The organism is Leptospira alstonii serovar Sichuan str. 79601 (assembly GCF_000347175.1).
GTDB classification, from domain to species: domain Bacteria; phylum Spirochaetota; class Leptospiria; order Leptospirales; family Leptospiraceae; genus Leptospira; species Leptospira alstonii.
The window spans coordinates 67,204-93,842 of the sequence record NZ_ANIK01000071.1; the positions used below are offsets into that span (position 1 = coordinate 67,204).

Annotated in this window: 22 protein-coding genes; 10 read left to right on the forward strand and 12 right to left on the reverse strand. The window is 41.0% G+C overall.

All coding sequences use genetic code 11. The annotated features are described in order from the left end of the window. Nucleotides 1–102 precede the first annotated feature (102 nt). Both LEP1GSC194_RS14645 and LEP1GSC194_RS14650 read right to left on the reverse strand, forming a co-directional pair. Nucleotides 103–840, reverse strand: a complete 738-nt coding sequence (locus LEP1GSC194_RS14645) for a diacylglycerol/polyprenol kinase family protein (protein WP_017808943.1) — start codon at nt 838–840, stop codon at nt 103–105. 7 nt (nt 841–847) lie between these two features. Further along, complete coding sequence (locus LEP1GSC194_RS14650; RefSeq protein WP_020774333.1) at nt 848–1,201, reverse strand: STAS domain-containing protein; 354 nt, start codon at nt 1,199–1,201, stop codon at nt 848–850. 44 nt (nt 1,202–1,245) lie between these two features. Here LEP1GSC194_RS14650 and LEP1GSC194_RS14655 point away from each other — a divergent pair, with 44 nt between their 5' ends. The 7 genes from LEP1GSC194_RS14655 to LEP1GSC194_RS14685 all read left to right on the forward strand — a co-directional run bounded on the left by LEP1GSC194_RS14655 (nt 1,246) and on the right by LEP1GSC194_RS14685 (nt 7,527). Then, nucleotides 1,246–1,878: a hypothetical protein gene (locus tag LEP1GSC194_RS14655; RefSeq protein WP_020774376.1), complete on the forward strand. Its 633-nt coding sequence runs from the start codon at nt 1,246–1,248 to the stop codon at nt 1,876–1,878. Continuing rightward, entirely contained in the window at nt 1,875–2,228 is a 354-nt protein-coding gene (locus tag LEP1GSC194_RS14660) for a hypothetical protein (protein ID WP_017808292.1), read from the forward strand. Before LEP1GSC194_RS14655 ends, LEP1GSC194_RS14660 begins: the two co-directional genes overlap by 4 nt. Nucleotides 2,229–2,248: 20 nt before the next feature. Further along, on the forward strand, nt 2,249–3,727 hold the full coding sequence (locus LEP1GSC194_RS14665; RefSeq protein WP_020774358.1) for an LIC12015 family putative lipoprotein: 1,479 nt from the start codon (nt 2,249–2,251) through the stop codon (nt 3,725–3,727). Between the two features lie 429 nt (nt 3,728–4,156). Beyond that, on the forward strand, nt 4,157–4,564 hold the full coding sequence (locus LEP1GSC194_RS14670) for a helix-turn-helix domain-containing protein (RefSeq protein WP_020774351.1): 408 nt from the start codon (nt 4,157–4,159) through the stop codon (nt 4,562–4,564). Between the two features lie 303 nt (nt 4,565–4,867). Further along, a complete protein-coding gene (locus tag LEP1GSC194_RS14675) occupies nt 4,868–5,773 on the forward strand; it encodes a TIGR01777 family oxidoreductase (protein ID WP_020774345.1) in 906 nt (301 codons plus the stop codon). A gap of 139 nt (nt 5,774–5,912) precedes the next feature. Beyond that, the gene (locus LEP1GSC194_RS14680) at nt 5,913–6,644 is read left to right on the forward strand and encodes a hypothetical protein (RefSeq protein WP_231384534.1); all 732 of its coding nucleotides are present in this window, start codon (nt 5,913–5,915) and stop codon (nt 6,642–6,644) included. Between the two features lie 259 nt (nt 6,645–6,903). Beyond that, nucleotides 6,904–7,527, forward strand: coding sequence for a hypothetical protein (locus LEP1GSC194_RS14685; RefSeq protein WP_036043178.1), 624 nt, complete (start codon nt 6,904–6,906; stop codon nt 7,525–7,527). A 59-nt stretch (nt 7,528–7,586) separates the two neighbouring features. Here LEP1GSC194_RS14685 and LEP1GSC194_RS14690 read toward each other — a convergent pair whose 3' ends face one another. The 4 genes from LEP1GSC194_RS14690 to LEP1GSC194_RS14705 are packed head-to-tail and all read right to left on the reverse strand — an operon-like array spanning nt 7,587 to nt 13,780. Continuing rightward, nucleotides 7,587–8,702, reverse strand: coding sequence for a sensor histidine kinase (locus tag LEP1GSC194_RS14690; RefSeq protein ID WP_020774377.1), 1,116 nt, complete (start codon nt 8,700–8,702; stop codon nt 7,587–7,589). Nucleotides 8,703–8,718: 16 nt separating this feature from the next. Continuing rightward, nucleotides 8,719–12,348 (reverse strand): response regulator, encoded by a 3,630-nt coding sequence (locus tag LEP1GSC194_RS14695; protein ID WP_020774364.1) that lies wholly within the window; start codon nt 12,346–12,348, stop codon nt 8,719–8,721. Beyond that, complete coding sequence (locus tag LEP1GSC194_RS14700) at nt 12,345–12,932, reverse strand: chemotaxis protein CheB (protein WP_020774372.1); 588 nt, start codon at nt 12,930–12,932, stop codon at nt 12,345–12,347. Before LEP1GSC194_RS14700 ends, LEP1GSC194_RS14695 begins: the two co-directional genes overlap by 4 nt. A gap of 23 nt (nt 12,933–12,955) precedes the next feature. Further along, the gene (locus tag LEP1GSC194_RS14705) at nt 12,956–13,780 is read right to left on the reverse strand and encodes a CheR family methyltransferase (RefSeq protein ID WP_020774294.1); all 825 of its coding nucleotides are present in this window, start codon (nt 13,778–13,780) and stop codon (nt 12,956–12,958) included. A gap of 558 nt (nt 13,781–14,338) precedes the next feature. On the opposite strand from LEP1GSC194_RS14705, the gene LEP1GSC194_RS14710 reads away from it, so the two are divergent. After that, entirely contained in the window at nt 14,339–15,097 is a 759-nt protein-coding gene (locus LEP1GSC194_RS14710) for a lysophospholipid acyltransferase family protein (protein ID WP_020774264.1), read from the forward strand. Then, nucleotides 15,094–16,095, forward strand: coding sequence for a patatin-like phospholipase family protein (locus tag LEP1GSC194_RS14715; protein ID WP_020774346.1), 1,002 nt, complete (start codon nt 15,094–15,096; stop codon nt 16,093–16,095). Before LEP1GSC194_RS14710 ends, LEP1GSC194_RS14715 begins: the two co-directional genes overlap by 4 nt. Nucleotides 16,096–16,305: 210 nt before the next feature. Here LEP1GSC194_RS14715 and LEP1GSC194_RS14720 read toward each other — a convergent pair whose 3' ends face one another. Beyond that, entirely contained in the window at nt 16,306–16,668 is a 363-nt protein-coding gene (locus LEP1GSC194_RS14720) for a nuclear transport factor 2-like protein (RefSeq protein ID WP_020774278.1), read from the reverse strand. 125 nt (nt 16,669–16,793) lie between these two features. Here LEP1GSC194_RS14720 and LEP1GSC194_RS14725 point away from each other — a divergent pair, with 125 nt between their 5' ends. Beyond that, the gene (locus LEP1GSC194_RS14725) at nt 16,794–17,234 is read left to right on the forward strand and encodes a MarR family winged helix-turn-helix transcriptional regulator (protein ID WP_020774352.1); all 441 of its coding nucleotides are present in this window, start codon (nt 16,794–16,796) and stop codon (nt 17,232–17,234) included. 115 nt (nt 17,235–17,349) lie between these two features. Here the strand turns inward: LEP1GSC194_RS14725 and LEP1GSC194_RS14730 are convergent, their stop codons facing one another. The 5 genes from LEP1GSC194_RS14730 to lipB all read right to left on the reverse strand — a co-directional run bounded on the left by LEP1GSC194_RS14730 (nt 17,350) and on the right by lipB (nt 26,622). Next, nucleotides 17,350–22,128, reverse strand: coding sequence for an LA_1737 family protein (locus tag LEP1GSC194_RS14730; RefSeq protein ID WP_036043180.1), 4,779 nt, complete (start codon nt 22,126–22,128; stop codon nt 17,350–17,352). Nucleotides 22,129–22,226: 98 nt separating this feature from the next. After that, on the reverse strand, nt 22,227–23,822 hold the full coding sequence (murJ, locus tag LEP1GSC194_RS14735) for a murein biosynthesis integral membrane protein MurJ (RefSeq protein ID WP_020774343.1): 1,596 nt from the start codon (nt 23,820–23,822) through the stop codon (nt 22,227–22,229). Next, complete coding sequence (locus tag LEP1GSC194_RS14740; RefSeq protein WP_020774332.1) at nt 23,823–24,737, reverse strand: STAS domain-containing protein; 915 nt, start codon at nt 24,735–24,737, stop codon at nt 23,823–23,825. Nucleotides 24,738–24,746: 9 nt separating this feature from the next. Further along, entirely contained in the window at nt 24,747–25,838 is a 1,092-nt protein-coding gene (locus LEP1GSC194_RS14745; protein WP_020774322.1) for an LIC_12071 family protein, read from the reverse strand. A 127-nt stretch (nt 25,839–25,965) separates the two neighbouring features. Next, the gene (gene lipB, locus LEP1GSC194_RS14750; RefSeq protein ID WP_020774337.1) at nt 25,966–26,622 is read right to left on the reverse strand and encodes a lipoyl(octanoyl) transferase LipB; all 657 of its coding nucleotides are present in this window, start codon (nt 26,620–26,622) and stop codon (nt 25,966–25,968) included. Between the last annotated feature and the right edge of the window lie 17 nt (nt 26,623–26,639).

Below are 26,639 nucleotides of genomic sequence, written 5' to 3' on the forward strand. Positions count from 1 at the left end.
TGTCGTAATTCCGACAGATTTACCTTAAGATCCAAGTAATTGTGGGGTTGGGGTTATCGGTCGATCTAGGGTTCTGACGTTCTTTACGAGCGTTTACTAGGTTCAGATCTTTAAAAACAACTCCGCCGGATTTAGGAAAATGAAGGAAGGTTCCACTCCCAAAAACAACCAGGCGGTAAAACCCAAAACGAGAGCGGAAACCGCGGGAATCAAAAGATTATCGTCCACGATCCCGTTCCAGTACGTCCCGCAATAAAGTTCCGTAACCGCGGAAATCAAAATCGCAGGAATTAAGAAAATTAGATTATTATAAAATACAAAATCCTCGGTTTTCAAAAAACTTCTCTTACCGGAAGTTTCGGAAAGATAAATAAAAGCAAAACCTACGATCGCGCTGGCTACGATGAAAGCGACGATCCCTTCCACCGACTTGCCGTTGGAAAATCTGCGCCTACCGTAAAACGTACCGACCCAAGCCGCGGTCGGATCTCCGATCACTAAAAAAAGCATGGAAAGAATGGAAATTTCCGGAGGAAACAAAAACACTACGAACGTACAGGAAAGAAAATAAGGAACGGTACCGTTCAATCTCGTCTTTTCCTCCTCCTTCATCAAAATTCCTAGGATCGATAAAAAGAATTTTTGAAAAGCGGAATACCGAAAACGAAGATATTCGAATAATAAAATAATTCCGAGACAAAACACCAAAGAGGCGGAAACGACCGCGCGGGTCGCATTCAAAAGTCCGAATGCGCCTTGAAAAACGTCCAAGTAGTAACAGATAGGAACCGTCAACCCGAGAAGATGCCAGAATTTACGCGCGTAGTTGAAACTTGTCACTTATATCCTACCTATTTTTCATCGTCATTTTCAGGGCGGATTCCTCATCCGGAGCGATTAAAAAAAGTCCGTTGAGCGCGGCCATTTTGATCGCATTCCGAACCGATTCGGTCGGATGAATCAAGACCAATTTGTTACGAGAAGTAAAACTCAATTGATTCATTTCTTTCAAAGATTGAATTCCCCGGGAAGAAATCAAACTGACTTCTTCCAGATCCAAAATCACGGGACCGGAACGGATCGAAACCGAAAGCTGGTCCCTGAATTTTTTTTCAGTAAATGAGTTGATGGAACCCTGAAGTTTCATAATCTGAACGTTGTCGATTTTTTCCGTAGAAATAATGATTTCGTTTAGGATCATAATGCTCGGAAAGACAATCTATAAGCGTTTATTCCCTAAGACAAATGGTTTTTCTATTCTTATCCGTTCTATTTTTGATTTTAAGGTCTTATTCCTTTTTATCTCCGGGCGCCGTCGTCTTAAGTCTTGCCGTAATATTCTATCGTAAACAAGGGATCTCAAACAAAGTCGACGGTCTTGTACTTCCGCTTTCGGTTTTGACCTTGATTTTTCTCGCAATCGGCGGTTTGGACGGTTCCACACCCGGCGATCTTCTCGATCTCTTGTGCGTTCACTGCTGCGGAATTCTCTTCTTAAAGAGAGACAAGGACGATTTTCAAAAAATAGGACTCGGTTCGGAAACCGGATTTTTAAAAGATGAAACTCTATTCCAAAAAGGATTTCTCTTCTTATTTCTTTTGATTGCTGGATTTAAGGTTCAGTGGGACTTCCATTTCTGGAACAAAATCGGCTTTTTCTATCTTATCAAGTCCGGGATTTTGACCTGTGTTTTAGGATTTTTGCATTTGCGTACCGAAAAAAACCGCTTCAAAACTTTCTTCTTCGTTTTTCTCGTCCTTTGTATCTTGTTCGTGCAACCTTCCCAAGGAGTTCTGAATTTTTCCTACTTCCATTTATTTTCATTCTTGCAAACGGACATAGAATCCAAAAAGATCAACGTTGGGATTAAGGTATGAAGGTAAAGGTAGCGCATCTTTTTCGAAAGATTGAAGAAGTGGACCGAGACATACTCGAATTGGGAAAAATTCAGGAAAGAATTTCCTCGGATCGGGACTATTCGGAAATTCTAAAAGATTCCATCAGAAAGGAAATGACGAATTTAGAATCCGGGAAGGTCGAAATTCTCTCTTTAAAAATCAAAGAAGAACCCGGTAAAATCGGGCTCGTGAAAAACTCCGGAAAATCTTCCCCCGTCGAGATGAAAAACTTATACAGTTCCCGAGAAAAAAACCTAACTCGGGAAATCTCCGTGGAAATCCCGGATCCCAAACCTCAAACAACTCGAAAGACAATTCACAAATACTAAGACTTAAAAGACACAATTTCATGAAACAAAAAACTCTATCTCTAACCATTCTTTCCCTATTCGTAACCTTTGCGATCAACTGCAGCAGGGACTCGGACGTACTCGCTTCCTTTAAATCCGGAACCGTAACACGCGAAGAACTGAGAGCGTATTACAAACTCCGCGGCATAGAACCCGATCCGAACAGCGCTTCGATCGCAACTCAAGCGAAGATCGTGGAAGAAATCGGAATTCAAAAAATCGCCGAAGCCAATAATAGCAACACGAACGTAGTCACGAAAGACGAATACGCGAGAATCATGGGTTTCGTCGAACCTCAGGTCCTATTCAACGATTATAGAAAACAATTTTCCGAAAAACTGCTCAGCTCGGGAATGCTTCAGTTCGCCTTCGGGAGAATTCTTTTTGTAAAAGCGGGAACCGATGCGTCCACAAAGGCCAATTCCCTTCTCCAACAAATCCAAGGAATTAAATCCGATCGGGAAATCGCGGAGTTCATCTCAAAAAACACGGATGAAACGCAAAGAAAAGCGATCGGAGGAAGACTGGAACCGCATTGTATCAATTGTGGGGACGATCCGTTTACCGCGATTCTTAAGGAAGCCTCCGATAAAAAAGGAGAGTTCATTCTCAAAGAAGCACAAGGAAATTATTATATTCTCAGAGTGGAAAAGATCGAAAAGATTTATCCGAAGAAGATCGATAAATTTTTTCAAAACGAATTGGATAGGCTGAAGTCTCTCGCTTTAAAAAACGTTTCCAAAGAAGGAATTACGGAAGAGGAAAAAAACGCGGCGAAATTTTATTCCGACTTAGTCGTAAACGAAAGAGCGAATCAAACCGCCGAACACTACGGAAACCGTTTTTTAAAAGAAGCGTGGAAGAAGGAAATGGACGGCCTCAAAGCCAAAAGCGGTTTAAAAATCGTAGACTTAACTCCCGACTTTATCAAGGGTTTAAAATCCGATACGATTCTTTTTGAAGACGGAAGCGGAGCGAAATTCTCCTTTAAGGATCTTCTTGTGGAATTCAATAAAATCGCTCCGATCCTTCAAAAACGCAAAACTTCTCCGGAAGAGGAAAAAAACGATCAACTTTCGTTTTACACTCAAATCTATCTTCCGATCCGAATTTCTTCGGAATCCAAAGAAGTTCAATCTCTCAAAGATACGAAAGAATTTAAGAAAACTCTTCCCTTGCTCGGAAGATCCGTTCTTTTTATGCTGATCCGCAATCGTTCCATCGATTCGGATGTAAATATTTCCGAAAAGGAAATCAGAGATACTTATGAAGCCGGAAAACTCTACGCTTATTCCAAACCCTCTTCCACAAACCCAAACGAAAGAGTTCCGGAAGATTTCGGTAAAGTAAGGGACAGAATCAAACAAGAGTTAGTCGAATCCAAAAAGCAGTCCATCTTTCAAGACTACTTGGCAAAATTGAAGTCCGAAAACGAATTTAAAATCGCGTCCGAAAGTTTAAAACCCGGACAAATCTAAGAATTATTAAAACCCCGGCTAATAAAAAGCCAGGGTTTTTTAGTTATATATTGAACGCGAGTTCGATAAAGCCGTGTTAGGCGCCCGGCAACCGCAGATCGTCCGGATGAAAACGAGATCTTGAGACATTCCTCAAATACTTTCTTTGCAAGACAAACGATCCAGAGCCTAAAAAAATTCCCGCAAACATATTCAGAAAATTGAATTCATTATTTCGTTTCATTCGTTTTTCATAACGTAAGAAAATAACCGTCTTAGCATTCCATTACTTTCGTCTTTTATTCTGCTTATTTATCATAACCCTTTCGGCTTACTGATTAATGAATTCATAATCTTGTTAAGATGTGTTGGAAATTTTTTCTTGAATTTACGTTTAATCAAAATACCCTTGTCGATCGAGAGGGGAATTGAATGAAAAACCACATCTACATGCTCCGTAAAAAACGGGGTATAAAACAATACGATATGGCGAGAGCGCTCGGAGTTTCTCCAAGTTACCTTTCAAAGATCGAAACCGGCAGTCAGGATCCGACCGAGAAGTTCAAACAATCCTGCGTAAAATATTTGAAAACCACTCTTGAAAAATTGTTTAACGAGCAACCCGTTGAGGAGGTATATCCTGAATTTACGGAAGGGCTTACCAACAGACTCTGGGCAAAACGTAGGGAATTGGGAATTAAACAATACGATATGGCTAAAAAACTAAAGGTCTCCACTCCTTTTCTTTCTAAGGTGGAACTCGGGCTTTTAGAGCCGCCGGAAGATTTTAAAAATATGGCTTCTAAAGCCTTAAAGATGAAAAAGGAAGAATTATTTCTTCAAAAAGTTGAATATTAGAATAAAATAAAGTTAAGTTCCGTAAAAAAGGGAAGTAAACACTTCCCTTTTTTATGTACGGCGATTTATCGCATCAAAAAACCGAAGACAGAATGAAATTGATTAAAAATATAGATTTATTTTTATCAGAGGCGGCGAGACGGATAAATATTTTAATGCAAAGCGGAAACGATTTGCTAATTTAAAAAATATAGAAAAATATAAAACGGTCTACACGAATTGTTTTACAAATGACAACGACGCCTAACTTCTGCTTTTCGCTTTGTTAAGACGACGAGTTAAAATCATTATGGATGTATAAAATTGGAAAAGAAAATCATACTAGCGGGCGGATCAGGATTCTTGGGTAAATCCGCCGCACTCTTCTTTAAAAACCTTGGATATAATGTAATCGTTTTATCTCGATCGAATTCACACGAATCCGAAGGGCTAAAATATATCCAGTGGTATGCTTGTAATATAGGCGAATGGATAAATGAGTTGGAAAATAGCGTTGCCATCGTCAATTTCACCGGAAAAAGCGTTAATTGTATTTATACTGAAAAAAATAAAAAGGAAATTATCGATTCAAGAGTAAATTCAGTAAGGGTTTTAGACCAAGCCATTCTTAAATTAAAACATCCGCCGGAAGTCCTAATTCAAAGCGCTTCCTTAGCTATTTTTGGAAATAACAGAAATGAATGTTTTGAAGAATCTCCTCTCGGCGAGGGATTTTCGGTTGAAGTGTGTAAAATTTGGGAAGCCGAATTTAACAAGATTCAATTGCCTAAAACTAGAAAAGTAATATTAAGAATCGGATTTGTTTTGGGAAAAGACGGAGGAGCTTTGGAACCTCTCACTCAACTTGCTAAATGGTTTCTTGGCGGAACCGTCGGAAATGGAAAACAGTTTATCAGCTGGATACATATAGATGATATGAATGAGATGTTCAATTTTTGCATTCAAAATACAGTTTCGGGAGTTTTCAATGCAACCGGACCCGGTCCCGTGGAAAACCGGACTTTTATGAAATTTCTTAGACAAGCGGTTGGCAGGCCCTGGTCGCCTCCGGTGCCTACTTTATTTGTCAAATTAGGCGCATTTTTTATTATGAGAGCCGACTCTAGTTTGGCTTTGACCGGACGGAATTGTATCCCGAAAAGGTTTTTAGAATTGGGATTTAAATTTAAACATACCGACTTAGAAAAAACTTTGAGGATTTTAGCATAACTAAAACTTCGCCTAACATCGATTTCTTGTTTTGTTAGGCATGTTATATATTACGAAAATGAAAAAAGATTTAAATTCAATTATTGAAGAAATCAATAATACCGGCCTTGAGCAGTTAGAAGGCTTATCGCCGAAGCGGATGCACGATATTCTCTATGGGAAAGAACAAAACTCTTTTTACAAATTAAATCCGAACGATAAGTCCGTTAATGAAATCCCTTTGGTAAAACAAATTCGCTATTTTTTAAATCAAATCGAAACCGAAGTTAAACTAACGAAAGCCGGAAATCTGCCTCCGACTCTGGTTAAGGAATTGTATTCTCAGAAAATACTTGTCGATGAACTTATTGAAAATGGTTTTACGAAACTAACCAAAGAAACGGATGCAAATTGTATAGTTTTGACAAGAGTTCTCTGCGAACTGTCCGGAATATTGAAAAAAAGAAACGGAACCTTGTCCTTGACTTCGAAAGGAAAGGATATCTACAAAACCAACGGGATATTCCCACTTATATTCGATACATTCGCCAATACGTTTAATTGGTCTTATTTCGACGGATACCCCAATAAAATAGCGGGACAGATTGGTTATAAATTCAGTTTATTTTTAATTCACAAATATGGCGATGTGGAAAGGAATGCGGATTTTTACTCTGAAAAATATTTTAAAGCTTTTCCTCAATTGTTGGACAATCCGGAAGCAAATCAATTTTCAGTACCCTACGGATGTTATTCGGTTAGAACGTTTCGTCGTTTTCTTGATTATTTCGGATTCATTCGGTTAACCGGAAACCATTTTCAAAAATTGATGACCGTCCGGAAAACCGAAACTTTCGATCAATTTATCGTTTTTAAAGCGCACGGAGTCTAATCGCAGCTCCGTTAGGCGTCATTGAAGTTTAAATTTATGAATCACCGAATCATTTTAATCGTATTTTTAATATCGTTTTCGACGAATATTCTCTCTGCTAAGATAAAGGATTTTATTATATTACCGCTCATTCCGGACTTAAGGGATATGAAATGCCTCTCACAAATAAGACATTTGCTAAGTTAGATGATTGTTCCTTTGATCGAATTGTAAAAACAACTTGGTCTGGACGGGAAGAGCAATGGAAAAATCAAAGGAATTGAAGCCTAAAGTAGTAATCCAAATATTTAAAAGTCGGCTGATACTATCCAAAGGCGATCGTGGTTTTCAAAATAGACCCATTATAATATGGCCGGATCGTCTTGAGTCCACAACTGCTAAGATAGAAAATCAATGTATCCATTATTTCGGCTTGGATCTGAGTAACAACAAGTCCTTTTCGGATTCCGAGTTTTTCGTTATTTTAGATCATCATTCGTCCGCGAAGGCTCCTGAGAATGGTTTTTACGACGATAGGGACGAAATTACATTCAATTATTCGAAAGTGATTAGATTCGAGTTTGATATCTTTGAATTTGAGAAGATAAATCCGGAGGAAGTAAATTTATATTTTAACGGGAAAAATATCGGCGTTCCTAAAAGAAGACGCTTCCAAATAGCCCGCTTAAAACCCAATTTACCGGTTAGGGTAAGAATCAACTGGAAAAGCGATTTTTCTTTTTCTCGGGGAATAGAAAGGCGATTTTACGAGTTGGACTATATAGTAGAATTTAAAGGTATCTTTGAAAACTTCCTGAATGAACGCGCTAAAGATCGAACTTTTCAAAAATTTCTTCAGGTGTCGAATTGTAAGGAAGTGGATCTTAGGAAAATACTTAATTAAAACGGAATTAGTACATTTTATACTCCGATCCGAAATGTTAAGTCAAAAGGAAAATTTCCTCATCTTGGTAATGCAAAATAAAACACGGCTCCCCGCTCCAATTCTCCCTCCGCCCATACCCTGCCTCCGTGGCGCAGGACGATCCTTTGGACGATCGCAAGTCCGATTCCGATTCCTTCGAACTCGCTGTTTTCATGTAGTCTTTGAAACACTCCGAAAAGTTTGCCTACGTACTGCATACTAAAACCGGCGCCGTTGTCTTTTACGTAATAAGTAATTTCCTTTTCGTCCGCCAAAGCTCCGATTTCAACCTTCGGATTTTCTTTCTTAGAGGAATACTTAATCGCGTTGGATATGAGATTGATCAAAACTTGTTTGAGCAATTCCGGGTCACCCGAAACGGACGGAAGCTCCTGCACGTCCAAATCCGCTTTTCTGTCTTTCAGATCTCCTTGAAATTCTTTCAAAACCATGCCGACCAATTGATTCATATCGATCGGATTTTTCCTCATATCTTTTTTTCCCAACTTGGATAAAAGCAGAAGACTATCGATCAGACTGCTCATCTTAGCGGAACTATCGATGATCAAATCGAGGATACGTTCTCCTTCTTCGTCCAATTTTTCTTTATAATCCTCATTTAATATCTTTGTATAACCCCTTATGCCCCGCAGAGGCGCTTTTAAATCGTGAGAAACGGAATAACAAAATGCGTCCAACTCGCGGTTTGAATATTCCAATTCCAGATTTTTCTGCCTAAGGCTTTCGTTTAATTCGCGTAAGGCGATATCCTGAAGATATTTATCCACGAAAAATCGAACCTTATCTATCAAAATTTCGGGTTGAAACGGTTTCGTGATAAAACTAAACGCCCCTTTTTCATAACCCTTAAACACGTTCAGATTATCCGTATATACCGCTGAAATAAAAATGAAAGGTAAATGTGCGGTTTTGTCCTCTTCCCTCATGATACTTGCCAATTCGTATCCGTCCATCTCGGGCATTTGTATATCCAGCAAAGCCAAAGCGAACTCATGATGCAGAGTCGCCTTCAGCGCGTCGTTTCCACTCAAAGCTTTGACCAACTCCACGTCCAAATCCTTTAGTACGACTTCCAGAGCGATCAAATTTTCAGGCTTATCGTCCACAATCAATATTTTAGGTCTTATGTTCATGATCTCTAACAACCCGCTATTTGCTTAACCAAACCCTCATCAGAGAAAACAGTCGTTCCATGTCTACCGGTTTGGCTATATAATCGTTCGCACCCGCATTGATACATTTCTGTCTATCGTCGTTCATCGCCTTTGCCGTAAGCGCGATAATCGTAAGATTTTTATATTTTGAATCCGATCGGATCTTTTTCATCGCCTCGTATCCGTCCATCTCGGGCATCATAATGTCCATAAGAATCAGATCGACGTCCTCGTTTTCGGAAAGAATTTCCAAAGCGTTTTTTCCGTTTTCCGCCTTTAAAACGTTCATTCCTTTTTCATTTAACATTTTAGATAACGCGAATATGTTTCTCATGTCGTCGTCCACCAAAAGAATTTTCTTACGAAACAACACGGCGTCCTTATCATATAAACTATTGATAATATTCTGTTTCGATTCCGGAAGGTTGTCGATCATTCTATGGAGAAACAAAGCGGTTTCGTCCAAGAGTCTTTCTTCGGATTTGATACCTTTGATGATGATACTTTCCGAATATTTCTTAAGTTCTATGTCTTCCTCTTTTGTGAGTTCCCTACCCGTATAAATGATGATCGGAGGAATTTGTCCCTCTTTGATCTTTTCCATTTCGTAGATCAAATCGAAACCGCTCATATCGGGAAGACCGATGTCCAAAACGATACAATCGAAATAATTCTCTCCGTAAATCCGAAGCGCTTCCTTACCGGAATCCGCTTCGAAACATTTCACGTCCCCGTTTCCGATCAATTTTCGCATCATCTTTCTCGAACTTTCGTCGTCTTCAATGATCAAAAGATTCTTCATCTTCCTGCTTATAAAATGTTCGATGCGATTGAAAGCTTCGTCCAGCCGTTTCTTATTTACTGGTTTTCTAATATACTCCACCGCCCCGCCTCGAATGAGTTCTAGGGAATGTTCTTTCGCGGAAATTACGTGAACGGGAATATGTCTGATCGATTGATCCGTCTTTAATTCGTTCAATACGGAATGTCCGTCCATTCCGGGCAGATCCAAGTCCAAAAGAATCGCGTGCGGTTTGTATTTTCGGGTCAGAATCAATCCGTCTTCGCCCGTCGCCGCGGAAATACACTTGAACTCTTTTTCCTTGGCTTGTTTGATCAAAATCGAAGCGAATTTTAAATCGTCTTCTACGATCAAAAGAACTTTATCACCTTCCTCAATTTGATTCCTATCGTCGTCTAACGCAGGATAATCGATAAATTCGTTTCGATCTTGGTTCGCAAAAATTTCAAAACCGGTAGCGATTTTTTCTTTTTTTGGAATCTCAACTTCTTTCCTTTTGGTTTCGATCGGGAGCAGTAAGGAAAACGTGGAACCTTCGTTCACCTTACTTTTAAGAAAAATTTCGCCGCCCAGTAACTTGGCAAGTTCTTTGGAAATCGATAACCCGAGCCCGGTCCCACCGTACTTTCTACTCGTGCTTCCGTCCGCTTGTTGGAACGCTTCAAAGACCGCCGAATGTTTTTCCTCCGGGATTCCGATTCCGGAATCGATTACGGAAAAAAGAATTCCGTCCGGATCCTGTCTTTTAATCTCCAGTTGAACCTTACCTCGTTCCGTAAACTTCAGGGCGTTTGCGATTAAATTTTTAAGAATCTGACTCAGACGATTGGGATCGGTTCGTATTACCTCCGGCAAATCCGCGTCAAAAATCAAATCCAAGTCGAGTTTCTTTTCGACGGCTTCTCGTTTAAATCCGCCGATGATATCCTTTACGAGTTTTTTCAGTACGACCCTTTCCACTTGAATCGACATCTTGCCCGATTCTATCTTGGATAAATCCAGAACTTCGTTTATCAAAATCAGAAGATCGTGTCCGCTTTTATGAATAATGTTCGCACTTTCCACCTGCTCCTCGTCCAAATTTTTCTTTTTGTTGTCGGCCAGGTCTTTGGAAAGAATCAAAAGACTGTTTAAAGGAGTTCTCAATTCATGAGACATGTTCGCCAAAAACTCTGATTTGTATTTTCCGGAAAGCTCCAGTTGTTTCGTTTTCTGCTCGATATCGTTTTTCGCCGATTCCACTTCCTTATTCTTCATTTCCAAAATTCGAGTTTGCTCTTCCAACTCTTCATTAGAAACTCTTAATTCTTCTTGTTGTTGTCTTAAAATCTGAGTTTGTTCCTCCAACTCCTCGTTCATCTGTTTCAATTCTTCCTGCTGAGTTTGAAGTTCCTCGCTCTGAACACGCGTTTGTTCCAGAAGTTCTTGAACGCGTCTTCTCACTCTGGAAGAATTGAAACTGATCCCTATACTTTGAACGGAAACTTCCATAAACTCGATTTCGGAAGGTGAAAACGGATCCAACTTTCCCAACTCGATCACACCCTGAGTTTTTCCTTCGAATACAAACGGAGCGATCAGGATTTGATTCGGTTTAGTGTCGACTATCCCGGAAAGAATACGGATCGATTCTTCTTCTATGTTCGTTAAAAGAATCTGCTTTTGTTCGAATGCCGCTTGCCCGACCAAACCCTCGTTCATCTCGAATTTTTCATGAGACCGATCCGTCGAGGCGAAACCGTATTTCCCGAAAAGCGATAAAGTACATAACTGATCGTTACAAAGATAAATCGCTCCCACGCTTACCTTAAGATAATTGGATAAAAAAGTGATAACGTCGTTTGAAAGAACGGATTCGGATTTATCCCCTCTTAACTTTTCATTCAAAAGATTTTGCCCGTTTGTGATCCAATTGTGTTTTTCATTTTCCTGGGTTTTTTTTCGGAGAGAGGAGGTCATCGTACGCAGCGAATTTCCCAAAATATCCATTTTCGATTTTGGTACGAGGTCCACCAGATAATTTCCGGAGGCCACGTTATTCGCGCTATCCGTTATCTCCTTGAAACTTTCGCGGATTTTATTTAAGGATTCGTACACCTCTTGAAGTTCGTCTTTCGCAACTTCTTCCGATCGACTCTCCGAAAATTCCCGACTCGCGATTTTTTCCGCTTCCTTTGCAATAAACTGAATCCTCAAGCTGATCGTTTTTATGATCCAATAAGAAACCGTAACCTCGATCAAAAGACTCGCCAAAATCAAAAGGATCAACAAAAAGAGAGTTAAATAGTATCTCCTCTCGTTTTCTTGCTTATCCATTTGCATTCTTTCTTCGTTCTTTTTTACGAGATAAGTTAATGTTTTGATGATAGAGTCTCTTATAGTAAGACCTTTGCGAATGGAAATTTCGAACGCCTTATCGTTTTCATTCTTCAATGCGAGAAATACGATTTGAGATAGGTCGACCTTATACGTGCTCCACAAGGATTTAAAATCATCGAGTATCTTCAGACCGTCTTCGTCGGCGTATGCCTGCAATTCGATCGTCTTTTGATCGACCGAGTCCACCGCCTTATAGATCCTGTCCTTATAATAACCCATCTTCGTATAATCTTCTTCTATGATGATATTTTTCTCGTGACGCGACGCTTCCAGAACGTCGATTAAAATCTCGTGCGATAAACTCACTTTTTTTGCGGATAGGTCAACGATCCGTTTCAGTCTCTTGTTCGAATCGGAAATCATCTCGATAACGAATATAACGCTGATAAACAACATCACGAGAATGACGGAAAATCCGACGATCAGTTTTCCTCGAATAGTCATGTAGCCCCTCGGTCCGGATTATTTTGATCCAATCTTATCAATAGTTCCGCGATCTTTTCCAGGGAAAGAACGTAATCCACGGGTCCCGTTCCGATAGCGGACTCCGGCATCAAAGAGATCTCCGCGGTTGACGGATCTTGAACGATCGCCAAACCGCCGTTTTCCTTTATCCTTTTTAAACCCTTCGCACCGTCCGAGTTGGCGCCCGTTAAAACGATTCCGATCAGTTTATCTCCGTACACGTCGGAAGCGGATTCGAATAAAACGTCTACGGAAGGCCTCGAAAAATTCACTCTTTCGCCGATGGAAAGAGAAAGCGTCCTGTCTTTTTCAATCAACAAATGATAATTAGGCGGGGCTACGTAAACGGTTCCCGGTTCGATTTTCTCCTTTTCTTCCGCCTCTTTGATTTTGACGTTAGACAACTTTCCGAGGATTCGGAACCATTCTCCGTCGGAACGCGGACCGATATGTTGAACGATAATAAGCGGGATTCCGTATTGTACAGGCAAAGTCGGCAATATCGCTTTCAAAGCGTTTAAACCGCCCGCGGAAACTCCAATCACAATCGCCTCGTAGTTCATTCAAATTTTATAATACGAATTATTTAATACTTTTTTTTATATATTTTCTGTTTCGAATCCAACGTCTCGTATTTCTCCGATAAATTTCCGTAGGAGATTCCCTCTTTAGAACCCAAACAAAGAAGCCCCCCGTTTACGAGGCTCTCAAAAAAAAGAAGATGTACCTTGTTTTGCAGATCTCTCTTAAAATAGATCAAAACGTTTCTGCACAACACAAGATTCACTTCCGCAAAAACGCTGTCCGTCACTAAATTATGATTGGCCCATACTATATTCTTCTTCAACATCTGATTCATGATCACCATCTCCTGATCGGAAGTATAATAATCCGAAAAAGATCCCTTACCTCCCGAAAGTTGATAATTGGAAGTATATTCCTTCATGCTCTCGTTTTTAAAAACGCCGGCCCTTGCCGTTTTCAAGGCGCGTTCATTAAAATCTGTGGCATAGATAATCGTCCTTTCATACAAATCTTCTTCTTTAAGGATGATCGCCATAGAATACGCCTCTTCTCCGGTCGAACAACCCGCGTGCCAAATTTTTACGAACGGATACGTTTTTAAAATCGGGATTACCTTCTCCCGTAAACACGCATAAAAATCGGGATCGCGAAACATCTCCGTAACCGTGATCGATAAATCCTGCAACAACCTTCCGGCAAATGCCCCGTCGTGTAATACGTGATGTTGAATTTCGGAAATGCTCTTTAAACCCGAAAGCGCAAGTCGACTCATCAATCTTCTGCGTATATGAGCTTCGGAGTATTGCCTGAAATCATATCCGTATTTTTGAAAGATCGCTTCCAAAAGGAGGTCGATTTCAATATCTAACGTATCCTTAGACTTCATAATTTCTAAAAAACCTTCTTATCGAACCGCGAAAATATATTTTAATCAACAATTTATTTCAAATCGATTTAATTTTTAGGAACTTCCGCTATTGGTTATATGCTAATTTTCTCATTTATAAGAATTTCAAAAGAATATTCATGAATTTTAATCTTAAAGAATCGGCGGAACCGTTCTCCATTTTTCTGTGGAAATACCCGCCGTTTTCCGTTTTCAATCTGAAGCGCAACTCTTTACTGAACTCTTTATTCGCTTCCGATAAGAAGTGATTCGCCTAATTTTAAACGACTCGACTTGCGTCCTTCGTTTTGAGGAATGGGTTGGTAAGAAAGACGAGCAAACTCAATGCGCAACAACTTTCCTGGACGCCGATGCGTCACTTGAGTTTTAAAAGCCGATCCATAGGACTCAGAGGCTCGCGGACATTTCCGGATCGTCGTAGATAAACCCCATTGTAGATCGCTTTCGAAACGAAAAACAAAGACGTAAATTTCCGATTCCAAAAAAGAATTTCTTTTTTTTGCAACCCGTCCTTTTATTTTGGCTCAGAAGGAACGTATGAATTCTCAAAGAACCCGAGCGAGCGAAGAACAAAATAAAATCGATAACCGAGACGCGGAACCCGGCGTACATCCGGGAAGTTCCCTTCGAGTACGAAAAATTCTCCGTTGGTTCGGAAGAATCTACGGAAGTCTTTTTTATAAAACCGACTTGACCGGAATCGAAAACGTACCGAAAGAAGGTTCGGTTCTCGTTCTCGTCAAACACCAAAGAAACGACGATATTCCCATCGGACTTGCCAAGGGGTTGTACAAAGCGCGCTGGGATATCTGGGCGATTATGAAAGACTCGATGGCTTCCCCGATGTTTTTCGATTTCTTTTTAAAGTGCGGAGGAATCCCCCTCAATCGGCTTGAACCCCGTAAAAGCAAAAGAGATCTTCTGTTTGCGAGGAAAGTATTATACAACGGTAATATGTTGGTCATCTTTCCCGAACAAACCACGGTTCCCTATAAAATGGGAAGAGGAAGGCCGGGTGCGTTTCGTTTTATCGTGGGAAAACCCGAAAGCCCTCTTCCGGTTTTATGTTTGGGACTCGACTACCGTCCCCGAGGTTTTTTACGCAGGACCTTACTTTCTATCCGGATCGGAGAATTGAAATATTTGAATCCGAACCAGGACCCAGAGGATTTTTTACACGAACGTATGCATGAAATCGCAAGTCTTACCAATCTTATTTACCCATTTGAATTCAAAAAATCTAAATTAGAAAGTTTTGAAGAACTAGATACTACAAAGGTGGAATCGATCGTATGAAAATTCCGGCGGCCAAAGGAAGCAAACGGGCCCTTCTCGTGGAGGGCGGCGGTATGAAAGGGGCGTTTGCCGGAGGTGCATTACATTCTTTGCATACATTGGTTTCTCCGAAACATTTTGATTTAGTCGTCGCGGTTTCCTCGGGCGCCTGCTCGGCCGCCTACTACGTGACGATGCCCAAACCGGAACCCGAAAAAAGTTTAAAAACCCTCGCAATTTGGTACATGGAACTCGCCGGGAGAAAACTCATTTCTCCCTTTCATCCTTTTCAGGGAAAAACTTTTTTAGACCAAGAATATCTCGTGGACGATCTGTTCGGACAAAAGTATCCCCTACCGGCGGAAAATTTCGAAAAGTTCGGTCTGCCCGAATTGAGAATCGCGGTCAGCAATCTTCAAACTCGAACGATAGAATATGTGCAGGCGACTACCGCAAATATATTCGATCTTTTGAAAGCGGCAACTTCTCTTCCGATCGCAACCAGGGGAAGACACAAAGTGGACGGAAAATTGTATTCGGACGCGGCGGTGCTCAATCCGCTTCCGTTGGAAGATTTGATCGAAGCGGGTTATAAAGACATTACGGTTGTCTTAAATTCTCCCGTGGAAAGAATTTCTCCTCCGTTCGGAATGTTGACCAGCCTTCTGTCTTTTCCGAAAGACTGGAAAATGGCTAAACTGATGAACCGATGGCACCATCATCATTTTAACATCGCAAGAGCCGTTGCGCAAAAACCCCCGAAAGGAGTTCGAATTCATACGATCTCACCCGAAAATCCTTTGCCCGTAAGCCTCGTTACTACGAACGCCAATAAACTGAAAGAAACGGTAAATTTGGGAGTGTCCAAAGGAGAGGAAATCGGAAAACGCCTTTTGAAATTATTTTCGAAAGATAAGAACGGAAAAAAGGTTCAAGGCGGAAACGCTCAGATCAAAAAACAAGTTCGTTTAACAAATCCGAAAAAGAAATCGAACCCCAAGAGAAAAAAAACCAAATAAACTTTTTCGCTCGATCCTAATTCGTAAAAGATCGTCTTTCAACCGAATTTTACAATTCTATAAACCGATTATCGCCGGATAAAAAAATACCGGGAATCGTGATTCCCGGTAAGGTATAAGGTTCTGTATGCAAAATATATAATATGGATGAAAAAACTTATTTTGGATACGAGACGAGAAAACCCGCCCCTATCTCGTATCCGCATAACGTTACTTAACCGTATAGTAGAATCTTTCGTGAATGATTTTTCCGTCTTTCCAAGTTTGAACGCTTGCCTGTGTCGTTTTGATATGACCCCATTCATTATGAACGTAGTCGATTTCCCATTCCACGACGCTTCTGCCTTTTTCCTCGTCAACGATTGTGCCTAACACTTCCGCATGATTCCATTTCGCCTTGGACACGAAGTCTTTTTCCCGCGCGAGATTCGCTTCAAAACCCTTCGTAGGATTTAGGGTGTTTTCCTGCATCTCCACAAGCGGATGGTAAAATTCCTCAAAGGCTTTGATTACATCGCCCGCCAGAATCATTTCGTTCAACTTAGTGACGTTTTTTTTAATCAGTGTGCTCATTCTTCTTACTCCTTTTGAATTCTTGCCGGGTAAAATTCGGAAAGAATTTTAGTTGCAACTGCAACTATTACATATGACGAAAAAATGATTGCAAATGCAATCAAAAAAATCAATCTCTGCCTCCAATGAAAGAAAAAATATCGAAGACGTCGATCGACGCTTGGGCCGCGGGATTGAAATTTTATACGGCCTCCTCCTCCAAAATCGAATCCGATCTTACAAAAATGAAAACGATTTCCCTCACTTGGTACGATATACTCTATTCGGTTTATACAAAGTCGAAAAAAAGATCTAGAATGTCCGATATCGCGGAGGAAATCATCCTCAGCAAAAGCGCTTTGACGCGTTCCGTGGATAAACTCGTTGCGGAAGGTTTTTTAAAAAGGGAAAGAAGCGAAGAGGACGCGAGGGAATTTATCGTAGAGATCACATCTTCCGGAATCCAAGCCCTTAGAGAATCCTGGCCGATTTACGAGGAAGGAATTCGGGAACTTTTCTCTTCTAAACTTAACTCCAAGGAAACGAACGAACTCCTGAGAATTTTCAGAAAGTTGAATCGAACCTAAACGTTAAACGACGTCTTTTTATACGATTCAAAACATCGTAGATTTTCAAATCTCTATTCATTTCTTTTATACGATCGAATCTTAGATCCGAACTTAAAATGTCGATTCTATAGTATTAATTATCTTCGTCCTTATCAAACCATAACGAAGGGGAAATCCCGAAGTAGCTGTTCCATGTTTTTCCCTTATAAGTCGTTCTGCTAAAAACAAATTTCAAAACGGATGTTTTTCGAAAACCGGTCTCTTCTTCATACTCATGATTCCAAAGAAGGCCGCCCAGAAAGGGAACTCCCAAAACCCCGTAATTTTGAAAACCTCGAAGCGCCTTTTTTTCGGAGAAATAGACGAGACCTCCGAGAATTTTGGTCGATTCTTCCCGGGCAACGTCGGAGCGATTTCGATAGTAGATGATACCAAGGCCGCCTAACGTGAGACTTCCCTCCTGATCTTTCGAATGATACGTCAAAAGCGGAGGCGCCAAAAAGGAATAACCTTCCTGCGTTTCGCTATATCGATAGATCGGAAGGAAATTCTGAATTCTTTCCTGGGGAGAATTCAGATATCGAATCCACAAAAAGTTCCAATCCGTCATCTGTGGAGTCGATTCGTAACCGAGTAATACTCCTCCAAAAACTCCCCATCGGGTTCTGTCCTTTTCAAACTCGGCGTTAAACACTCCTAAAAAAAGAGTCAGCTCCTTTTTTTGTTCCCTGAGCGAGGATTCCAGATCGAACAGGTATAAAAAGTTATAACGATTGGATACGGAATTTTTTCTCTGATAATAACCCATAAAGAAAAACGAATATTGATCTTCGCCGACGGAGGAAGAATAAACGAACGGAAGAAAGAAAAAGGTTTTTTCTTTGTATCTTTGATCGTTAGAATAATAGACGGAAGGAAATAAAAAGAAACTTTTCGTTCCGAACTCGTCGTTCCGTTTGTAGTTCATAAGAATTCCGAAAAAATTCGTATGAGAGTTTATCTTTCCTTGTTTTTCGCTATAACTTCTGTAAAGTACGATCGGAATCAAAGTGGAAGAATTCGTGATCGTTCCGTTTTCCATCTCCGATTTTCTGAAAAACAGAGGTGATACATTCCAAGAAACGGATTCTTTCTGCGGTTCCGTAACGGAAGAATATCCGAAAATTCCGCCCAAAAGTATCTTAAAGTCATATTCATTTTTTTGAATATTAGGAGTTTTCCTGCGTTCCCAATTGGCTAAAAACAACCAATCCCAACCGCTCGTTTCTTGAATCATTCCGTCTCCATAGTCCGTAACCTTTTCATAAGTAAAAAACAGAGGAATCGGATAAAAATTCCTTTCGAAAGAGGTTTTCAGTTTCGACTCACCCGGAGTCATTTTACTTTGAAACCAAATCGGGCTGAAAAACGAAGTTTCGATCCGACCGAGCGAAGTTCTACTTTCTTCGGAATGGAAAAAAGGAATCGTGGTCGATTTGTATTTTTGAGCCCCTCCCTCGGTGATCCTCGTTTTAAAGTAAAACGGAAATACGTAGGAAGATTCGACGTATTCCTTATCCTTCTTTGTATCGCTCGAACCGAATAAAAAAAGAAAGTTCCAAGCCGATCGATCGGGGGCCGTAGAACCGTAATATCCCAAAATAAATTTATACGTTTCGTCCCCTTCGCGTCCCCAAACAAAAAGCGGAATCGGTAAGATCAGATTTAATTCGGAAACATGCGGTTTATTGAATATTATTCTTTCGTTGGACGAGGAGTAATAAAACGGACTCAATAGGAAGGAATCCTTCGATTTTAAAAAGATATCCTCCTTGTAGGAATACAAAAACAAAAGAGAATAAAAATTCCTTTCCTTATAGACTTGCCTTTCCCCGACAAAACGATCCGAGTAATCGCGATAATAAAAAGGAATCAGCGTGCCGTAACCGGAACCGGATATCGAATCTTTTTTCGTAAAAATTTCTTCGGAAGCCTGATACAAAGGAAACAAAATTCCATGAAAGGAGGATGTTTCGTAAGTTCCCGTCTTTTCCCGGGAACGATAGTAAAGGATACTTTTCGTTTCCAAACGTTCGGCGGTTTCCCGGTGCGTAAAAATCGGAAAGAACCGATACGAAACTTCCTCTTTCGATTTCGCATAACGTATGAGAGGCCAAAGGATCGAATATTCCTTCCTATCTTTTTCCTTTTCCATCACGAAAAGGAAAATTCCCAAGGATCGGATAAAATCGGAACCTTTCCTTTGCTCCGCATAAAGCGGAAATACGACTCGGTACGATTCGTCGCCGACGGTTCCCAAGAACGTCGGCAGAGGCAACGGAAACGCTAAGATATGATCGTCGTTGTTTTTTCCCCAAGTGAACCAACCCAACGGAAGAATCCGAAAGTGTTTTTTATCGTCCCCGGATTGATAACTTGCGATACCGAATAAAACTTCCCATGCGAAATAATTTCTTGAGTTTTCTCTCGCCAATTTTTTATACGAAGCGAAATCCGAACCTTGTTTCTGCGTGCTCTTCGGTACGTCCTCTTCCACGGTCGAGAGTCGGATCTCCTTTTTGATTTCCGAGTTTTTGGAATTTTGAATCTGCGGAAGTGTAACATCTTCCTTTTTTTCATCCGTAAAAAAAGTGAGAGGATTGGAAACTTCCTTTCGAAGAGAAACACTGAAGATATTGTAGATAAAGGAATAATCCAAATCCACGTAAAATTCCTTTCCAGACGCGCTCGACTGAAATGAAACGTCGAACTTTCCTCCGCTCTGAGAAACGGAAATCCCGCCGAAGTAAAGTTCTAAGTTCTTATTCTTTTCATAATATTTGAGATAGGCGGGAAGAAGGATGTCCCCTCTGGATTCCGGATTTTTCCACGCGAAATAAAAAGGAGCTACGACGAGCGAACTCGTTTTTTCTTTCCTGTTTTCGGAAGAATAATAGAGTAAGGCCCAATCCCGATCCACGTTAGACGATCTAAGTTTATAATGGATCGGACTGAACGAAACGTAATCCCGATCTTCTCCCCCGAACCGAAAGTAGAACGGAAGCCAAAGATTATATTCATTTTTTTGATAGTAGTGCAAAGGCAAAATCGTTCGAGTTGTTGTCTCACCTGCGGAATCCTTCCAACGATAAAAAAGACCCGCTAAACCTAAAAACGAAGATCCGTCTTTTTCGCGGGAAGAATAATAGAACGGATACAAACGAGTGAAAGAATTCGAATTCGAACCATAGTTGTGATAGGCTAAAAGAAAAAATTCGTTCACGTTCGGTGTGGAATATCGATAAAAGAAAGGAAGTAAAAACGTTTCTTTGTAACTCTCGCCTTCTTGAGTTTGGAAAAAGAGCAGGAACGGGATATGCAAATACGAATTTTTCTTATGAAAGTAAAACGGAAAAAAGGAAGAAGACAAATATTCCCCCTTTTCGTCCCGGCTCCAATACGCGTTTAAGACGAGCGTTTCGGATTCCATTTTTCGAATATGTCTGTACATAGGAATCGGTAAAAGAAAATACTGAGTAAAGTCGTCTCCTTCTATCGAATGATGATAGATTGGAAAGAGCGTAAGATAAGAGTCCCGTTTGTAAAAAACGAAAGGAAAACTCACGAGCTCCGTTAGGCCCTTTCCTCTTTCTCGTTTATAATACGTATTCAAATAATAATCCTGATGTACGTCCTGGGAACGATAGCGATAGAAGAGCGGACCCGCGAGGTTATCCGCTCTCTCATCGTCCTTCCAAGAAAAGAAAATCGGAAATAGATGTTTGTATTCGTTTTTTTTATAAAACCATAATGGAAGCAGAGTGAGGTAGGAATTCTCCTTATAGAAAACGAACGGAAAAAACGTGAACGTATTGTCGGTTTGATTTTTCGTTCCGGACCAATAAAACAAAGGTAAAAATCGAAAGAAACGATTGTCCTTTTCCTTTCCCCACTGAAATAAAAGTAAGTTTCGAAACTGAAAGTTATCCCCGTCGTTTTTGAAATAAAGAGCCAGAGGTCCGAAAAAATATTTTGTGGATTCTTCTCGGGCTGAAACCGTTTTCGATTTGTAAAAAAGAGGAATCGGTAAAAATAAAAAATCCGATTCCGAATCCGAAGTTTTCTCCGATTCGTGAAACCAAAGCGGCGAATAAGTCGCAAATTTTTGCGAGTTCGATCTGGATTGGTGATAAAGTGGAAATAAGGTAAAGGAATAATCCTCCTCGGTTTTATAATTCGTATAATGAAACAAAGGAAAGAAACTAAAAAATTTTTTCTCTACATCGTGTCCCCAATGAAACAAAGTAAAAGTCGTAGTGGATTCCGTCGACGATTCCCGATTCCAGTAGAGTAAAGGAAGAAACATCGTAAAACTCGATCCGACTCCGTGGATCGAATCCGTTTTCCGGACAAACAAAGGAAAAAAACCGGGAAACATCAAAAAACTTTTTTCAAATCCCGGACCGACAGAACTGGAATTATATCCCAGCCAGTAAAAGTTCGTAGACTCTTTGGTTCCTTCTCTTCCATCGACGGGTTGTACTGTGTTACGATAATAAATCGGCGAAAGAAAAGTTTTTTCTTCCATTCCGTTCGCTTCCACTCTGCGATAACTGAAAATAGGAAAAAGATAATCCAGACCGGCCTTTCCGGATTTAGCCTCGATAGAATTATAAAACGGGAATATTCTAAATTGCTTAAATTTAGGATAATCCGTTCTTCGTACAAACCAAAACGCGTGCCAGGATTTATGCCCGGGCCATTTTTCGACGTCTACAAAAAGCATTCTAACGGGATACTTTTCCTCTTTTTCGCTTCCGAAGATTTCCTTCTTCTCCTTAACGAGTTCGTCGAAAGGATCCTCCGATTGTGTCTGCGCCGTTAAAATTCCGGGAAGGAAAAGTAGAATTGTAAGTAAAATTTGATTTCTCATCATAGATGACGCTTAACGTTTATAGGTTGATTTCGATCGTTTTCTCTTTGCCTTTTTCGAATCCGGTTTCACGCGGACGGTCAACTTCCTATTTTCGCTCAAGCCAGCCGGTTTTTCCTGCGAAATTTCCCGACTAAAAGATATATCCCATCCACTCTAAAAACGAGACTGAAGACGAAAAAAATCAGGACCGCCGGAAGGATTACGACGCTCAGATTGATTCTCGCGGCCTGCACATAATCGATTCCAATCGATTCCAAATAATTTAGGAGAGGGGAATATAAGAATAATTGATGAAAGAAAAGATAACTTCCTAGTAACAAAAACGGAACCGACATCTTGGAAATTTTTTTTATAAGTTCCGTCCAAGGGAATCCGATCTTGTGTTTTTTCAAAAGTGTTCCCAAAAGAAAAAATGTGATCATCGCGGAAATTGCGGAAGAAAGAGCGATCGCGGAATGTTTTAAGAACCAGACCAGGGACAGATTCAGAATGATATTGATCGTAAACGATACGGACTGAATTCGCAGAGGCGTTTTCGTGTCTTGAAAAGCGTAATAAGAAGAAATCAATATCTTATTAACGCTGAAAAAAGGAATCGCAAGGGAATAAAAGATCAACGGCAGGGTCGCGGTATGAGTCGCCAGATGATCCCATTTTCCGCCGAAGTAAATCGAATCCAAAATCGGCCCGGCAAGAAGCGCCATTCCGATGGCCGCGGGAATCGTTAAAAATAATGCGAACTCGATTGCGGAGGCAAGTTCCCCGCTTACCGCGGACCATTCTTCTTTTTTTAAGGATTGTAAAAGCGCGGGAAGAATGGTGGTCGCAAGCGCGACTCCGATGATGCCGGTGGGTAATTGAACGAGTCTTTGGGAATAATCCAAACTCACGACCGCACCGAGTCCGGGGTTATGATTTTGTACCCAGTTTGCCAAAAAAATATCCACGAGAAGACTCAGTTGATAAAAACCTCCTCCGAGCGCGGCGGGAAGCATGAGTTTGAAAATCTTTCGAATGGAAGGATGTTTCCAATTCCAGTTGATCTTGGGCATGTCTTTCTTTTTCCAAACGTACCAAACCTGAACCGCAAGTTGTAAAAATCCTCCGGTTACGATCGCGGAACAAAGAAGAATCACTCGATCGTGCAAGTCGTCCACGAACGGAAACAAACAGATAAAAACGAAAAGATAACTCAGATTCAAAACGATGGGAGAAAGAGAAGGAACAAAAAAACGATTCTTGGAATTGGAAATCGCCATGAAGATGGCCGACAAACTCGCCGTAACGATTAAGAAAAAAAGAATATACGTAAGTTCTATCACCAAATCCGAATATTCTTTCGTTCCACCCACGAGCACAGGAAGAAAAAGAGGAGCAAAAAGAAAAACGATTCCCACAAGAAGCGATAAAACGAAAAACAAAAAGGACAAAACCGCCCCGCTCATCACCTTCGCTTCCTCTTCGCCGATCTTTCCCGACTCCGCGTAAAGAGGCAGAAAGGATTGGGAAAGAGTTCCTTCCGCGAGAAGGTTTCGAAACATGTTGGGAAGCCGATAGGCCACCGAAAACGCGGAAGCGATCATACCGGTTCCGAAGGAAACCGCCATAAAATGATCTCGAATCAGACCGAGAATTCTGGATAAGAACGTATAAAAAGAAAGTGCGATACTTCGCGATGCTGCGTTGGACAACTAAGGGCTTCCTAGAAGTTTTTCTAGGTATCGAACTCCGTCCATGGCATTTAGGTCAAACTGAATCTGACAGGCCGGACATTGGTATCTTCCCGGTTTCGAAATCCGAATTCTGGAAGAACAAGCCCCGCAATAGATGATTCTTTTGGGAAAATTCCTTTCGGTCCGAATCGCTTTTTCAAGTGCGGACTTTGCGGAATATTGATCGGAAACAGAAGACTTCGTCGTAGAAGACGTAGTATCGGACAAAGAAGAAATTTCGGAAGGATCCGATGTTCCCTTCCGAAGAGTAAGATCACTCTTCTCTTCCTTTTTTTTGTTCTCTTCGGTTAAGGGCTCCTGCGATTTAAGAGGCTCGCCTACAAATCCGTAAGAACTTACCGGTTCCGATTTTACTTCCGAAGTTTGGTCCGCTTCCTCCGGTTCGGGAACGGTTCGAATTTCGGGAACGTAAACGGAAGGAGAAACTCCCGAGCTCGTGCTTTTCAAAGAAGAGCCGGAAGAATAAAATTGTACCGGAGAATTTCTTTTGATCTTAGAGATCGGAGTCGATACGGATCTTTGATCTTGAATTTTGATCGCAGAAAGATATTCCTCGGCGCGATGCGGATCTTCAAAGAAGGCGATCGATCTTCCGAAACCTAAAAAACTCAAAAGTGTTTTACATTCTTCGTTGAACGCGCAATAGGCGGAAGAGGCACCCCTGTTTTTCAGGAAATTTTCGAACCTTGCCAACACGGCGATACCTTCGGATTCGATATATTCCAATTCTTCGCAAGAGAATAAGAATTTACGAATTCCCTCTTCCCATTTCGATTTCAGATAAGAATAAAAATCCTCGGCGCTCGCGGAGTCCAAACGTCCTCTGAGTTTGAGCCTGAGAATGTTTTCGGAAAGTTTGGATCTGATTTCCACTTCTGTATCTTATCCTAAGTAGATCGCGTCCAGGACTTCTTCTTGAGAAGGGGCGATCGTCGGATTTACTTGAGAAATGACCGGTTGAATTGGAATTGCAGCCGCTTCCACTTTCTCGGTCGATCCGGTAGCAACCGGAACGATTGGAGCCGGTTCGACCTGAGTTTGAGGAATTGTAGACGCAGTCAAGACGGGCGGCGTTTGTATCGACACGTCCTCGGTGTTTTGGGAAGAACTTTCCGGACTTCCGGGGAAAACGACCGAATCCAGCGGACTGGATTGTTTTGCAAGAACCGGAACGTGAGTTTCTTTGGAATGAGAAACCTTTTCCACAAAAGGTCTGGAACTCAAATCCGGAACCGATTCCTTTCTGGAATTTCCCAAGGTTAAAAGAAGGTAGATGAATTCCAAAAATAAAGCCGCACCCAGGGCGATCAGAGAATAATTGCGCAACAACCATTCCAAAAGTTCCGTCTGTCGGAAAACGAACTTACGAAAATTCCCCCGATCGTAGATCATGTGAATCGCAGCCACTCTCTCCAATTTTACGGGATGATAGACCGCCGCAGAAAGAAGAATTTCGGGTTCGTCTATTTCCGGAAAAAAACTTTCGAACTTGGAAAAGAAAACGCTCTTGGAAAGAACTTCTTTCTTTTGTCCTAAAAGAACCGGAATTCCGATCTGCCATTTACGAAGACGAAAGGCTCTCGTGTACAAAACGTCCTGATATAAGGCGACCGGTTTTCTTTTTTTCACGGTTTCCCCTAGATACTCGGGATTGGAATGAGCGAGAACGATTCCGTCCTCGGACGTGAGGAAAATTTCCCGGATCGTATAACCGTCCGTGTCCCTATCCGAAACCTTGGTCATTCTGGAAAAAACGAAATTCATGTCTTCGTAAGAACCGTCCACTCCGGAATTTTCCGCCGCCTTAGCAAGAGTGCCTAACGTGTCTCTCGCCCGGTTGTCCGAACCGATCTTCAAAAGTTCAAAAGAGGTCAAGGAAGATTCCAAGAAGGACCAGGCGACGGCTCCGAGTGCGATCGATTCGCAAACGATCAGCAGTAAAAGAAAATAGAATATACTTTTGAAAATCTTCACTACTCGAGACCTCTATCCTACAAATCGGTAAAAAGTGAGTTTTCTCTTGAGGAGAAAAACTCACCTTTCGCCGAAAACGAATGATTTTGAAGGATTTTAGAGTTATCTCAAAAATTATCTCGGAATATCAATAGAGCGCATTGTGAGTTGTTTTTGAAACAGGTCCTAGAAAAGAATTCAGATTTTCCCGAATGTGGAAAATCAATTCTTTCCTCTTTTCCCGATCACAGTCCAAACCTAGTTTTTTCACGCTCGTCATATCCGTCCAACTTCTACCGCAGGGATGGATACGTTGAAATGTGGTAAAATCGTTATCAAAATTGAATGCGATTCCGTGACTCGTAAAAAAGGACTTAAAGTTCACACCGATCGAACAGATCTTTTGGGAAAGATCGGACTCGAGATACAAACCGGGAGAATCGGCATCGGTGACAAGATGCAGATTCCAGGTCGCACGAGCCGCATCGATTACGGCCCCGAGCAAATTCTCCAGATAAGAACGGATCGATAGATTTCTCTTTTTTAAGTCCACGTGAGAATAAATGACGAGTTGGCCGGGTTCGTGAGCGGTGAAATCCCCTCCTCTTTGGATGAAGTGGAGCTGAATTCCCCGAGATTCCAGAAATTCCTTTCCAAAGAGAAGATTCTCAGGATTATAATTGATTCCGCCGGTGATTGTAGGAGCGTGTTCCAAAAAAAGAATACATTCCTTCCGGAACTTTCGCAGTTTTTCCTGCATTTCCAAGTAACGGAGGTACGGAATTTTTTTTCGAAATTCGATCATTCTCACAAGATTCTTTA

Excerpts from the sequence above, each read along its gene's own strand:
- LEP1GSC194_RS14650 (WP_020774333.1), bottom strand. The coding sequence starts at position 1,201 with ATGATCCTAAACGAAATCATTATTTCTACGGAAAAAATCGACAACGTT.
- LEP1GSC194_RS14655 (WP_020774376.1), top strand. The coding sequence starts at position 1,246 with ATGGTTTTTCTATTCTTATCCGTTCTATTTTTGATTTTAAGGTCTTAT.
- LEP1GSC194_RS14660 (WP_017808292.1), top strand. The coding sequence starts at position 1,875 with ATGAAGGTAAAGGTAGCGCATCTTTTTCGAAAGATTGAAGAAGTGGAC.
- LEP1GSC194_RS14665 (WP_020774358.1), top strand. The coding sequence starts at position 2,249 with ATGAAACAAAAAACTCTATCTCTAACCATTCTTTCCCTATTCGTAACC.
- LEP1GSC194_RS14670 (WP_020774351.1), top strand. The coding sequence starts at position 4,157 with ATGCTCCGTAAAAAACGGGGTATAAAACAATACGATATGGCGAGAGCG.
- LEP1GSC194_RS14680 (WP_231384534.1), top strand. The coding sequence starts at position 5,913 with ATGCACGATATTCTCTATGGGAAAGAACAAAACTCTTTTTACAAATTA.
- LEP1GSC194_RS14690 (WP_020774377.1), bottom strand. The coding sequence starts at position 8,702 with ATGAACATAAGACCTAAAATATTGATTGTGGACGATAAGCCTGAAAAT.
- LEP1GSC194_RS14695 (WP_020774364.1), bottom strand. The coding sequence starts at position 12,348 with ATGACTATTCGAGGAAAACTGATCGTCGGATTTTCCGTCATTCTCGTG.
- LEP1GSC194_RS14700 (WP_020774372.1), bottom strand. The coding sequence starts at position 12,932 with ATGAACTACGAGGCGATTGTGATTGGAGTTTCCGCGGGCGGTTTAAAC.
- LEP1GSC194_RS14705 (WP_020774294.1), bottom strand. The coding sequence starts at position 13,780 with ATGAAGTCTAAGGATACGTTAGATATTGAAATCGACCTCCTTTTGGAA.
- LEP1GSC194_RS14710 (WP_020774264.1), top strand. The coding sequence starts at position 14,339 with ATGAATTCTCAAAGAACCCGAGCGAGCGAAGAACAAAATAAAATCGAT.
- LEP1GSC194_RS14715 (WP_020774346.1), top strand. The coding sequence starts at position 15,094 with ATGAAAATTCCGGCGGCCAAAGGAAGCAAACGGGCCCTTCTCGTGGAG.
- LEP1GSC194_RS14720 (WP_020774278.1), bottom strand. The coding sequence starts at position 16,668 with ATGAGCACACTGATTAAAAAAAACGTCACTAAGTTGAACGAAATGATT.
- LEP1GSC194_RS14725 (WP_020774352.1), top strand. The coding sequence starts at position 16,794 with ATGAAAGAAAAAATATCGAAGACGTCGATCGACGCTTGGGCCGCGGGA.
- LEP1GSC194_RS14730 (WP_036043180.1), bottom strand. The coding sequence starts at position 22,128 with ATGAGAAATCAAATTTTACTTACAATTCTACTTTTCCTTCCCGGAATT.
- lipB (WP_020774337.1), bottom strand. The coding sequence starts at position 26,622 with ATGATCGAATTTCGAAAAAAAATTCCGTACCTCCGTTACTTGGAAATG.